The organism is Thalassospira australica (assembly GCF_044790785.1).
In the GTDB taxonomy this organism is placed as follows: domain Bacteria; phylum Pseudomonadota; class Alphaproteobacteria; order Rhodospirillales; family Thalassospiraceae; genus Thalassospira; species Thalassospira australica_A.
This window is the reverse complement of sequence record NZ_CP085258.1, coordinates 3,117,331-3,130,000: the sequence shown is the minus strand read 5'-3', so window position 1 is coordinate 3,130,000 and position 12,670 is coordinate 3,117,331. Positions and strand designations below refer to the sequence as shown.

Annotated in this window: 8 protein-coding genes, 1 tRNA gene and 2 rRNA genes (1 of these 11 cut by a window edge); 3 read left to right on the top strand and 8 right to left on the bottom strand. The window is 55.1% G+C overall.

What is annotated here, in order from left to right:
- The 3 genes from LG297_RS14680 to LG297_RS14670 form a co-directional block, all read left to right on the top strand.
- Positions 1–2,048: ribosomal RNA gene (locus LG297_RS14680) — 23S ribosomal RNA — on the top strand (it extends 702 nt beyond the left edge of the window).
- Between the two features lie 120 nt (positions 2,049–2,168).
- A 5S ribosomal RNA gene (gene rrf, locus LG297_RS14675) occupies positions 2,169–2,283 on the top strand.
- 107 nt (positions 2,284–2,390) lie between these two features.
- Positions 2,391–2,467: transfer RNA gene (locus LG297_RS14670), tRNA-Met, on the top strand.
- A gap of 206 nt (positions 2,468–2,673) precedes the next feature.
- Here LG297_RS14670 and LG297_RS14665 read toward each other — a convergent pair.
- From LG297_RS14665 to LG297_RS14630, 8 genes are all read right to left on the bottom strand, one after another.
- Positions 2,674–3,609 (bottom strand): FAD:protein FMN transferase, encoded by a 936-nt coding sequence (locus tag LG297_RS14665; RefSeq protein ID WP_208638541.1) that lies wholly within the window; start codon positions 3,607–3,609, stop codon positions 2,674–2,676.
- An 8-nt stretch (positions 3,610–3,617) separates the two neighbouring features.
- The gene (locus LG297_RS14660; RefSeq protein WP_404421507.1) at positions 3,618–4,220 is read right to left on the bottom strand and encodes a nitrous oxide reductase accessory protein NosL; all 603 of its coding nucleotides are present in this window, start codon (positions 4,218–4,220) and stop codon (positions 3,618–3,620) included.
- The gene (locus LG297_RS14655) at positions 4,217–5,038 is read right to left on the bottom strand and encodes an ABC transporter permease (RefSeq protein WP_404421505.1); all 822 of its coding nucleotides are present in this window, start codon (positions 5,036–5,038) and stop codon (positions 4,217–4,219) included. Before LG297_RS14655 ends, LG297_RS14660 begins: the two co-directional genes overlap by 4 nt.
- Entirely contained in the window at positions 5,035–5,925 is an 891-nt protein-coding gene (locus LG297_RS14650; protein WP_404421503.1) for an ABC transporter ATP-binding protein, read from the bottom strand. The genes LG297_RS14655 and LG297_RS14650 overlap by 4 nt, the downstream gene beginning before the upstream one ends.
- Positions 5,897–7,234, bottom strand: coding sequence for a nitrous oxide reductase family maturation protein NosD (locus tag LG297_RS14645; protein ID WP_404421501.1), 1,338 nt, complete (start codon positions 7,232–7,234; stop codon positions 5,897–5,899). The genes LG297_RS14650 and LG297_RS14645 overlap by 29 nt, the downstream gene beginning before the upstream one ends.
- Positions 7,235–7,239: 5 nt before the next feature.
- Entirely contained in the window at positions 7,240–9,186 is a 1,947-nt protein-coding gene (nosZ, locus tag LG297_RS14640) for a TAT-dependent nitrous-oxide reductase (RefSeq protein ID WP_404421499.1), read from the bottom strand.
- A complete protein-coding gene (locus LG297_RS14635) occupies positions 9,186–11,378 on the bottom strand; it encodes a 4Fe-4S binding protein (RefSeq protein WP_404421497.1) in 2,193 nt (730 codons plus the stop codon). The genes nosZ and LG297_RS14635 overlap by 1 nt, the downstream gene beginning before the upstream one ends.
- Positions 11,379–11,457: 79 nt before the next feature.
- Positions 11,458–11,838 (bottom strand): hypothetical protein, encoded by a 381-nt coding sequence (locus tag LG297_RS14630; protein ID WP_404421495.1) that lies wholly within the window; start codon positions 11,836–11,838, stop codon positions 11,458–11,460.
- Positions 11,839–12,670 lie beyond the last annotated feature (832 nt).

The window sequence follows — 12,670 nt, the reverse complement described above, 5'->3', positions numbered from 1 at the left end:
CAGTCACTGGAGGACCGAACCCACGTCTGTTGAAAAAGACGGGGATGACTTGTGGTTAGGGGTGAAAGGCCAATCAAACCTGGAGATAGCTGGTTCTCCGCGAAATCTATTTAGGTAGAGCGTCAGACGAATACCATCGGGGGTAGAGCACTGAATGGGCTAGGGGGCCTTACCGGCTTACCAAACCTAATCAAACTCCGAATACCGATGAGTACTATCTGGCAGACAGACTACGGGTGCTAAGGTCCGTGGTCGAGAGGGAAACAGCCCAGACCGCCAGTTAAGGTCCCAAAGTTGTGGCTAAGTGGGAAAGGATGTAGGACGGCCAAGACAACCAGGACGTTGGCTTAGAAGCAGCCATCGTTTAAAGAAAGCGTAACAGCTCACTGGTCTAAATAAGCTGTCCCGCGCCGAAGATGTACCGGGGCTCAAGCCACACACCGAAACTGCGGATTTGTTCCTTATGGAACAAGTGGTAGCGGAGCGTTCCGTAAGCCTGTGAAGGTGTACCGTAAGGTATGCTGGAGGTATCGGAAGCGAGAATGCTGACATGAGTAGCGACAAAGGGAGTGAGAACCTCCCTCGCCGAAAGCCCAAGGGTTCCTGCGCAAGGCCAATCCGCGCAGGGTGAGTCGGCCCCTAAGACGAGGCGGAAACGCGTAGTCGATGGGAAACAGGTTAATATTCCTGTACCCGTGAGAAGTGACGGCCTCTGGACGTAGTCTTTCCTTATTGGATTGGAAGGGCTGGCAAGGAGGTCCAGGAAATAACTCTCACATATGGACCGTACCCGAAACCGACACAGGTGGGCAGGTTGAATATACCAAGGCGCTTGAGAGAACGATGTTGAAGGAACTCGGCAAATTGCCCCCGTAACTTCGGGAGAAGGGGGCCCACCGTGAAGGCAACTTTGCGGTGGGGGCACAGACCAGGGGGTGGCGACTGTTTACTAAAAACACAGGGCTCTGCGAAGTCGCAAGACGACGTATAGGGTCTGACGCCTGCCCGGTGCCGGAAGGTTAAGAGGAGATGTGCAAGCATTGAATTGAAGCCCCGGTAAACGGCGGCCGTAACTATAACGGTCCTAAGGTAGCGAAATTCCTTGTCGGGTAAGTTCCGACCTGCACGAATGGCGTAACGACTTCCCCACTGTCTCCAACATCGACTCAGCGAAATTGAATTCTCCGTGAAGATGCGGAGTACCCGCGGTCAGACGGAAAGACCCCGTGCACCTTTACTACAGCTTTGCAGTGGTATCAGGATGTGAATGTGCAGAATAGGCGGGAGGCTATGAACCCGAAGCGCCAGCTTCGGTGGAGCCACCTTTGAGATACCGCCCTTTTGCTTCCTGATATCTAACCGAGGTCCGTTATCCGGATCCGGGACCCTGCATGGCGGGTAGTTTGACTGGGGCGGTCGCCTCCCAAAGAGTAACGGAGGCGCGCGATGGTAGGCTCAGGCTGGTCGGACATCAGCTTAAGAGTGCAATGGCAAAAGCCTGCCTGACTGCGAGACTGACAAGTCGAGCAGAGACGAAAGTCGGTCATAGTGATCCGGTGGTCCCGCGTGGAAGGGCCATCGCTCAACGGATAAAAGGTACGCCGGGGATAACAGGCTGATACTCCCCAAGAGTCCACATCGACGGGAGTGTTTGGCACCTCGATGTCGGCTCATCACATCCTGGGGCTGGAGCAGGTCCCAAGGGTTTGGCTGTTCGCCAATTAAAGTGGTACGTGAGCTGGGTTTAGAACGTCGTGAGACAGTTCGGTCCCTATCTGCCGTGGGCGCAGGATACTTGAGAAGAGCTGTCCCTAGTACGAGAGGACCGGGATGGACGCACCTCTGGTGTACCGGTTGTTCCGCCAGGAGCATCGCCGGGTAGCTAAGTGCGGAAGGGATAACCGCTGAAAGCATCTAAGCGGGAAGCCCCCTTCAAGACTAGGTATCCCTATCAGATCCCTGGAAGACCACCAGGTTGATAGGCTGGGTGTGGAAGCGTGGCAACACGTGAAGCTAACCAGTACTAATTGATCGATCGGCTTGATTGATCCCTCTTGCTAATTGACTAATTCTGACTTCTTGCGCAGCGGTAAAACCCGCCAAAGCAAAATACAAAACAACCAATATCGCATCACAAAAACTCCGATCTCTTCGCTGTGTTTCGACGGCCCGGTGGCCATAGCGGCCGGGAACCACCTGATCCCATCCCGAACTCAGAAGTGAAACCTGCCTGCGCCGATGGTACTTTGTCTTAAGGCACGGGAGAGTAGGTCACCGCCGGGCCTTCCAAACACAGCAAGCATATTCCCTACCCACACAAAACATCCAGCGCCGCCTCACATCATGATGCGGCGTTATCTATTTAACCCACCGGTTAATATACACCCTGACGCGGGGTGGAGCAGCCCGGTAGCTCGTCAGGCTCATAACCTGAAGGTCGTAGGTTCAAATCCTGCCCCCGCAACCAACTTTAAAAAAGCTCGCCCTCGTGGCGGGCTTTTTTATTGTTCGATTGTCGGTGCATGTGGATTGGAAGATTGCAAACAGGCCAGGCCGGTTTGCAAGGTTCTTTGCGAAGCTGGCGAAGCCCTAAGGGCGGAGACTAATCCTGCCCTCGTAACCTGTAAAAAGATCCTCTTGCTTGGCATTCCCGACGCATCAGCGTGCCTCGTTTCAAACCAGTCGTGCGCTTGGAAACTGTTTGAGCAACATCTCGCATTCTGCGTCATTCATCAGGCACATTGCGGTCGTCAGGCCATCCGCCAGCGCGGCTTTCGAGGCCGTGACACTGATGCTGTCACGACGGGTTTTTACCGGAAGCCCTGTTCGCGGATTGAGGATATGCCCGATCAGGCCATCCTGATCAAAGAATGTCCCGTTTGGCAATGAGGTTGCCAATGCATTGTCCCGCAACATGACGGCATCTTTTTTGATCTGTGACCCGGTATCAATGGCAACAGCCCATGGCTTGTCGTCCGGGTGACCGCCAATCGCAGAAAATTCGCCAGTATTGATCAGAACATTCGTCAGTCCTTCACTGCGCAAAAGGGTGGCAATCCGGTCCGCAACATAGCCCTGCGCAATGCCGTTCAGGGTAATTGCCATGCCCGGTTGCGTAAATGATATCTGGTTCGAGGTGATCGAAACCCTGTGCCATCCGGTCTGGTCCCGGACCTGTTTGATCAAAGCGGGGGCCGGGGCATGTCCGTTGGCATAACTTTCGGCGTATAATTGCCAGATCGGCTGAATGGTCGGATCAAAAAGGCCGTTGCTGGCCTGATGGATAAGGCCACACATGCCAAGACATTCCAGCAGCTCGAACGGCGGGGTATCGACCCTTCCAGTGGTGTTTAACCGAGACAGGGCTGAGTGGGGCCGATACAGGCTGAATATATTCTCCAGCCTGTCAAGTTCGCTTCGCGCACGGTCAAGGATATCGTCTGCATTCGGATGCGATAGCGTGATTGAGGCAGCAGCCCCCATTGCGACCCCCGTCCAGCTTTGGAGAAGGTGTTTTGCCGGTGTGGCCAATGCGGCAAGGGGGACACTGCCAAGAACACCGGCAGCCGCAGAAATACTTAAAAACCGACGTCGTGAAATGGCGGGCATGGCGAACCTCATTCTGTGCGAAGTTTTTCAAGGCGGGAGCGATAATCTTCGTCATCTGGCAGGGTCACTGTTTCATCAACCCGCGCAGATGGTGCGGCCGACGCGTTGCCCAGAACCATTGCATCACTGATATCGGTCAGCATCATGACCCGGCCGCCATGCTGGCGGGCAAATGTCATGGCATCTTCCTGCCCGGAGAACGGGACGAGTTCGGGGGATCCCATGCCGCCCGCTTTGTTCGATCCCACCACATAATAGGCCGATGTCGCTGGTATCCAGTTATCCGAACCGACATTGTTCCATTCCGATGCCTTGGACATATCGGTTACATAAACGGCGCGGATCTTATAATTCTGTTCGGGCATGCGTTCATAAGCCACACCATCGCGCACCTGACTGAAAAACAGTGGATAGGGCAGCCCATCCAGATGGATCTGTGCCTTGGGACCGGCATGTTCCAGAATATTCATCTGGCAAAAATGTCCGACGGCTTCTTCTGTCAGGGCGACCGGTGGCGGCATGTCATCCGTGATCTGATCCTCACAGCCAGTCAGGATCAAAAGACTACCTGCAATCAGCAGCCACGATGCTTGCTTTGATCGGGTTATCATGGCGTTACCTTCCGGAATGTCAGCCAGGCAATGGTTGTGGCGACGATGGGCCAGACAAGGATGGAGATCAGGGCGAGGACAGGCGGGATGCTATTGGCTGCGCCTGTCAGGCCGGTGGCGGCGGCGGTGGCGTCCGATACGGCAAGATTATAAATCCGGAAGGCATCAGCCGGATTGCCAAGCAAAAGCCAGGGGAAGTAATCGGTGGTGAATTTCCCGCCGTCATCCGCAACAATTGCCGCCAGAAGACCGAGGTCATAAAGTACAATCAGCACCAGCCACAGACCGATCACCAGACCGGCGGCCGCGCCCGGACGACGGGCAAAGGCCGATAAGCCATATCCAATGCCGATGAACGTCGCGCCCAAAAGGATGGATGTCCAGAAAAGACGCAGCAATGCCGGTACGCCCCGGATTGCATCGGGGTCGGCGGCCATTGCCGCAATGGCGGCAATACCGTACCCGGCAGCAACTGCGATGGCGAGGATCGCCAGGTGGGCCGTGAATTTTCCAAGGATAAGGGCTGCGCGCGACACGGGATAGGTCAGAACAAGTGACAGGGTGCCACGTTCGATTTCCCCGGCAATCGCATCAAAGGACATCAAAAGTGCGACCAACGGGACAAGATACACCGCAAGCGAGGTCAGGCTGGCGACTGTCACCGAGAGTTTATCTACCCCGAGCGCCCCGGTTGGCGCACTTCCGGCAGCAGACAGAACAAGCGAGAACAGCACCATCATTGCCACGGCAATCGTGATCCAGCGGTTGCGCAAGGCAATGAAAAATTCGGTTCGGGCCGATGCCAGAATAAGGTTCATGCGCCACCCCCTTTACTGAAATGACTGTAAATGTCTTCCAGACTTGGCGGGATAATGTCGACATCATCCACCAGTGACCCAAGTGCGGAAATATCCCCCAGCCGGGCAAGTTTTTCATCGGAACGACAGACCAGATCGACCATGACGCCGTTGCGCCGGCCCGCAGAGAGTTTCCGGGCAACCTCATCGGCCTTGCCGTTTTGTGCCGATATCTGCAGGCGAATGGGCAGGGATGCCCGCCGTCGCAGATTTGCCAGCGTATCGTTGGCCACCATGACCCCGGATGACAGGATCACAATCCGGTCGGTTCGGGCTTCAACTTCTGTCAGGGCATGGGAGGAAAGCAGGATCGCGGTTCCCTGAGCGGCAAGTTCATCCAGAATGGTATAAAATTCCCGCCTCGAAACCGGGTCCAGCCCGCTTGTCGGTTCATCAAGGACCAAAAGCCGCGGTGTTCCGATCAAGGCCTGCGCCAGGCCGACGCGCTGGCGCATACCTTTGGAATATGTTCCGATCCGTCGTTTTGCTGCGGCCCCCAACCCGACACGCTCCAGAAGGGGCATTGCCCGGCTGGTGCTTGCACCGCGTAAACGAAGGTAGTGACAAAGTTGCTCCTGCCCGGTCAGGGCCGGATGAAACGCAGCGTTTTCGGGCAAATAGGCGGTACCGGTTCTGGCTGTCTGGCTGCCCGGGGCAGCGCCAAGGACAGATACAGACCCCAGATCGGCCGGGATCAGTCCGAGGATGATCTTCATCAGTGTCGATTTGCCAGCCCCGTTATGGCCAAGAAGTGCAACACGTTCTCCGGCGTTTACATCAAAGCCGACAGCATCAAGAACGGTATGGTTCCCGTAACGTTTAGTGACCTGCGAGAGTGTCAGACACATTTTCAGTCCTTTCACCCAGCCATATGGGGGTGGCGCGGGCAGCAGATTCCAGCATGGCGATATTGTCGGGAACGGGAATGCTGATCGGTTCCATCAGCGGGAAGCTATCGATAACACCGCCGGGGAGGGTGGCCGGGAAGTGCGCCTGACTCCAGCGGATCAATTGAACCGCCGGTGAACCCAACAGCATTACGGCAGCCGGTTGCGACCAAAGGATATGGTCCATAAGGTCATTGGGGCGGAACCGGCTATCGGCGATGCCATTGCCATCAAGATCGAATGCCGGATGATCCGACCAGAAATTGCCCCGGCCATCGAAGCTCCATTCCACATCGCGGGTACCGACATACTTGACCTGGGTCTGGTTGGCGATGAAGGCATTGCCAGTCATGGCATTGCTTTCCGAACCGGCAGTGAAATGAATGCCGATACCACAGCCTTCAAGCCGGTTGTCGCCGATCAGGTTGTGATGCGCGTTATAGATAAACAGGCATTTCCCGCCGGTTCCACGCACCATATTCCCGACCAAATCGGATTTGTTGGTGTAATTCAGCATCAATCCCTGATCGCGGTCGGCGAGTGAAAGATTGTCGCGCACGATAATGCGGTTGGAATACATCAGGGCAAAACCAAGATGATTGCCTACCGATACATTCCCCGAGATTTCTGAGGCATGGGTATACATGTAATGCACGGCAAATCGCAGATCGTGCATCAGGTTATTGCGGAAAATTCCGCGTTTGGATGTGTTTACGAAAATACCGTCACGGCCATACTGGATATCGTTTTTTTCGACCAGCGTGCCGGGCGCGTTCCAGACATAAATACCATTGCCCCGGGAGTTGATTCTGTGATCACGCCGCCCGACGATGATATTGTTGCGAACCGTGGCATCCGTGGCACCGTGAATATCAACACCATACAGGTTGCCGAGGAGTGTGTTTCCCTCGATCAGGATGCGTGCGGCGGTGCGGTGCAACTGAATACCGGAATCAATGGTTTCGTGTGATGACCCCGACCCGGTGATTTCAAGGTTGCGAATGGTAATGTCCGAGCCGGTTATGGTGATGACGCTTCCGGCCCCTTTGCCGATGATTGTTGCCTGGTTTCGGCCATCAATCGTAATTGGTTTGTTCAGTTCAACCGGCCCCTGATGGTAGCCGGGATTAAGAAAAAGCACATCGCCGGGGGCCGCCCCGGCGATGGCTGCGGCGAGCGCGCCGTCTGTTGACGGCACGGATTGCGTTGCAGCAAAAACCTGCAGCGGCAAAACAACCAGGGCCAGAATCATCAGGACGGAGCGCATCATGATCATCAGCTCCGCGGTTCGACAAACATGCGCCCGCGCATTTCCATGTGCAGGGCATGGCAGAACCACTGGCAGTAATACCAGTAGACACCGGGTTTGGACGCAACAAAGGTTGCCGATGCCGTGGCTTGTGGCGCGATTTCAAAGGCCACACCGTGATCACCCATGGTGAAACCGTGAGTCAGATCGTCGATGTCATCCATGTTGGTCACGATTACCGTGACCTCATCCCCTTCCTTGACGGTAAAGGATTCAAGGCTGAAGGTCGGAGCGCTACTGGTCATGTAGACACGCACCTTGTTGCCATCGCGGATAACCGTTTCGGCCCATTCGTCGATATTGACGCCATCGGCCTCGGCCTGTTCGCGGGTTTTTGCCCACATCGGGTCCTGACGGTTCCATACACTGACCGGATTGACCACAGAACGGTGCACAATGATCGAATCATGGGGTTCGGCGAAGGTCGGGCCGTCATGAACCAGAACAAGGTCGTCACCCTGCATCGAGAAAAGCTGTTCGTTTTCCGGTTTCAGCGGACCGACATTCAGGAACCGGTCCTTCGAGAACTTGTTCATCGAAATGAACCATTTCCCGTCTGCTTCCAGGGTTTCACCCATCGAGGTGGAGTTGTGACCTGGCTGATAATGCACATCGACCTTCTTGATGATTGGGTCGACCTGCTCGCCAGCATAGGCACGTACGGCTTTTTCGATGTTCCATTTGACCACCTGGCTGTCAAGGAACAGGGTGGTCAGCGCATTGCCCTTGCCGTCAAATGCGGTATGAAGCGGACCAAGGCCAAGTTCCGGTTCGGCAACAACCGCAGAGCGGGGTTCCGCACCGTCATAGAACACGGCATCAAGCTTGGTGACATCGATCACCGACACCGTCGGGGACAGCTTGCCTGCGATACACAGGTGTTTCCTGTCTGGTGCCATGTTACAGCCATGCGGGCTGTTGGGGATTGGGATGTAACGGGTATAGTTTTTGTTCTTGCCCTTACGACCGTCGATGACTTTGACGCCATTGAGCTCGATGTAGTCGCCGGCGGCGATACCTTTTTCGATCTCCTTGAGGTTAAAGACGACGACGTGATCAAGCTCGGATGCGGTCATTTCCGCAAGGTTCATGCCCATTTCCGAGTTGTAGCTGGTGGAAAACGCGTATTTCCCTTCATAGTCGGCATCGGTGTTATCCAGGTTGCCCGATACCATGACCTGCCAGGCAACCTGCATTTCATCCGCATTGATTGCTGTATAGAAGTTCACATATTGTGATGGATCATTCAGTACCTTGCCGTCATTGACCATCGGGGTTTCGTCCTCGCCATTGGCAAAGACATAGTTGGTGCGCGGCCATTTTTGCGGGCGGAGGCCATGAATGGCCTTGGCGTTCGGGATTTCAAGGATTTTGTCGGTTTTCATGACGTCGCAACGGACACGTGCTACACGTGTGTTTGCCTTGTCATTCATGAACAGGTACCGCCCGTCATATTTTCCTTCGGTAAAGGACATATGCACGTGGTGAAGATCGCCGTTATCATGGACTTTCTTGCCGTTTGCGGCCAGATAATCCCTGGTTTTGGGCAACATGTTTTCGGTCAGGACATTCAGGCTTTCATTGGTTTGCCCCCAACCGGTTGCCGAACAGCGGTTAAAGACAGGAACGCGCATCAGTTCGCGCATGGACGGGATGCCCAGAATGCGCATTTCACCTGTCTGGCCCGATGACCAGAAGCCGTAATACTCGTCAAGCTGTCCGGGGGCGAGGCTTGCCCCGGCAGCGGTGGAGGCCTGCGCACTTCCAGCAGAAAGTGCGGTTGCGGCACCCGTCACCCCGCCAACCATGGCCAGGCGTGCAGCGCCAGCAGTACCGGCAAAGGCAGCGCCACCAGCTGCTGCAGTCAGCAGACCACGACGGGTAACACCGGTTTTTTCGGTATTGTCAGACATCACGATTTCTCCTTGGGATTGTGCTTTGTTGTCTGGGTCCGGTTCAGCGCTTTTTGTGCGCCTTCCATGCTTGCCAAAAGGCTTTCCTGCCGCTTGAGCTTCTTAATCACGACCGGACAGATTTTTTTGCTTTGATACAGCACTTGGCAGTGAAGACAGTTGTGACACTCGTTCGGGTTGATTTCTCCTGTTGGGTGGATGGCTTGGACCATGCATTCATGCGCACAGGTCTGGCACGGGCTCCCGCATTCCTTGTAGCGTTTGAGCCAATCAAACATGCGGATACGCGCCGGGATCGCCAAAGCTGCGCCCAGCGGGCACAGATACCGGCAATAGAATCGTTCGATGAAAAGTCCGGCGCCAAGAAGGACAAGGGCATAGAGAACAAACGGCCAAGCCCGGTCGAATTTAAGGATGATGGCGGTCTTGAAAGGTTCGACCTCGGCCAGTTTTTCGGCTTGGTCAATGCTGGCCAGCATGGTGCCGAAAAGACCAAGGAAGATGATGTATTTCACCGCCCACAGCCGTTCATGCAGCCCCCAGGGCAAAGTCCATTGCGGAACGTGGAAAAGCTTTGCAATTCGGTTGGTCAATTCCTGCAGGGCGCCGAATGGGCAAAGCCAGCCGCAATATGCCCCGCGACCCCAGAAGATCAGGGCGGCTGCGACCGAGAACCACAAGATAAAGGTCAGCGGATCAAGCAGGAAAGCTTCCCATGTAAATCCGGTCACGAGTGAATTGGTCAGCGCCATCAGGTTCACGACTGAAAGCTGAGCATTGGCGTACCAGCCCAGGAACACCAGTGTCACGGTCAGGAATGATATACGGAACCAGAAGGTGAATTTTGCCGAACGTGTCAGGATATTCTGGAAGAAGAATGCGAGCGTCAGGGTAAAGAGCATGATGCTCAGCACCACGATCTCGATCGTTTTGTCGTGCCAGATGCGTTGCCACAGTGCGGTTTTTGCCGCCTGTTCATCCGTTTCAAGTGTTGACGGGGCTTGAGAGGCGGCCTTCTGTTCCGGTTTCACCACCTTTTTCAGGTATGTTGCAGGCGGTTGCCAGCCCATATCAAACGTGGTGTAAAGACGTTCAACTGCACCGATATCGCGATGGACCAGAAGTTCCAGACGCCATGGCTGTGTCGGATCGAAATCGTTCGACGCCGGAATCTTGAACAGATCCATTTCTGTCAGTTCCGGGGCTCCGCCGACCATGATATCGCCAACGCGCCGGTGGTTCCGGTCGCGGAAACGCACGGACATGTCGCCCTGGATCAACTGAATGCGGTCGAACAACCCGCCACGGACATAGCCCGATCCCTTGAAGGAATATTGCCCCCGTCCGGCGACAAGAATGGCTTCTTCACCTTCCTTGAGCCATGATTTGAGGTTGTTGTAGCCGCGCTCACCAAGTGTTGCCCTGCCAATTGCCGGAATGCTGACAAGGGTCGCATACATGTCGATGAAGGTTTCTGCAGGGCTGGCTGTGATCGGGCGTTCGGTAGCCCGCGGGTCATCCATGGCGGCAAAGGCATCATTGACCTGCCCGACATCAAGCGACATGCGCCGCAACGTTCCGTCCCCGACCATTGTCTGCCAGTCGGCCGGGGCCGAAGCGTCCGGATTAATCTTGAACTGCGGTCCGGTTGTTGCCGTCGGGGTGCTCAACCCGCCAAGGCCAAGGGCCCGCGCTACCTTGATACCCGATCTGAGGATCGAGTCATCAATAACCATAATGGTCACGGTGGCACCGGAAATAATGTTCAGCTCATGGTCCGCGCCCTTGGCAGCCTGGACCAGATCAAAACCGATATACCCCTCGGTCAGGGCGGCGATACGCGCTTCGGGAATACCGATCAGGACAATCGGTTCTGAATGTTTGACCAGTTTGACGCCGATGACCTTGGCATCGTCATCAACCGCAGCCATCACATGGATCGGTTTCCCGGAATAGCCGGTGGTGCCGACAAAATCGGATGTGATAAAGGCCCAGCCGATCCTGGTGCCATTCTTAAGTATCGGGGCGACCGGATTGTGTGCATCAATCGGACCATAGCCATCTGCCCCATCAACCAGCGATGCGGCGGGAACCTTGTCAATGAATTGTGCCAGAACCGGGTTGTTCTGGGCGTGTGCGTCAGATGGCGCGAACAGAACCGGAAACAGGATGCCCATTGCAAGAAGCAACATGCGAGACAGGGTGTACCGGATTTGCAAGAAGTGCCGAGCTGACAGAAAAGACACTGGAACAGATGGCGTTTTCATGATGTCAAACCTTGTGCGGGGGCGCGCGTGCCGACGCAGGCGCCCGGATCGTGGCGTCTGCAACGTCGAATGATTGCGGGATGTTGGTCAGGATGATTGCGCGCTCATGCCCGATGGTGCGTATCGCATCGGGAAGGCTGAAAAACGTGCTGTTGATGCAATTCGGGCAGGCGGGGCAATCGCATTTGTCCGGTGCGGGGACCTGATTGCCATTCTGGTCGATCAAGATCGTTTCTGGTTGCTGACCGGCAGCACATATCGTGATTTCAATAATGTCGCTGCTGATCGAATACTTCGCCATCTGTGCAAAAGTTTGACCGGCATTTGTCCCGATCAGGGAAAATGCAATCCAGAATGACAGGAATATACGAAGCATATTTTTCATAATGCTTCTTTATTCCATGTCGGGAAGACCTTGCTTGATAGAGGTCAAGTGCCCGAAATGAATGGGATTTAAATGATCAGTCGGCCATGAAAAAAAATCACGAGGCGTTCATGATTTGGTTGCGCATGGTCAGCCCCGTTTATCTTGATGGCACAATAGATTGGGCAGCTTCTACAACAAGCGGGGCAATTTCTGCTTCTGTACGTTCGATGGTCCAGCGGATCGATGGCAGAGAACAGTGGATGGCGCCAACCGGTATTCCGTCAAAGGCCGGAAACCCGGAAAAACCGGTCAATGCCATCGCGCCTGAAGCCATTGCACATTGCCAGTTGCGTTATGTGGTCGGAACGGATGCGGATGACATTCTGCCGGCTTTACGCCGTCACCTCGAACCGATGTTGAGATCGTTCCCTCGGCTAAGGGATTCTTCCGCGCAACCCGGCTTGACCCGTCCCATCCATGGGTCAAGCGTGTACGCGATTCAATCATCAAGACCACCGGAACCAAACCGGCAATCCTGCCCAATCTTGGCGGGTCGCTGCCCAATGATACATTTGCCTATATCCTTGATTTATCGACCGTCTGGGTGCCGCACTCCTATGCGTCATGCTCTCAGCATGCGCCCAATGAACATATCCTGCAAAGCCTCAGCCGACAGGCTCTGCAAATGATGGCCGGTGTGTTCTGGGATATCGGCGACAGGGCTTGAACCCGATCATGATGGGAGTTGTCCAGCGCAACCCGATCTTACCGACGCGAGGATGAGCAATATGGCACGATGTCGTTCTATCAGAACGGTGTCGTATCCGCTGAAGGCAGCCCTGATTGACGA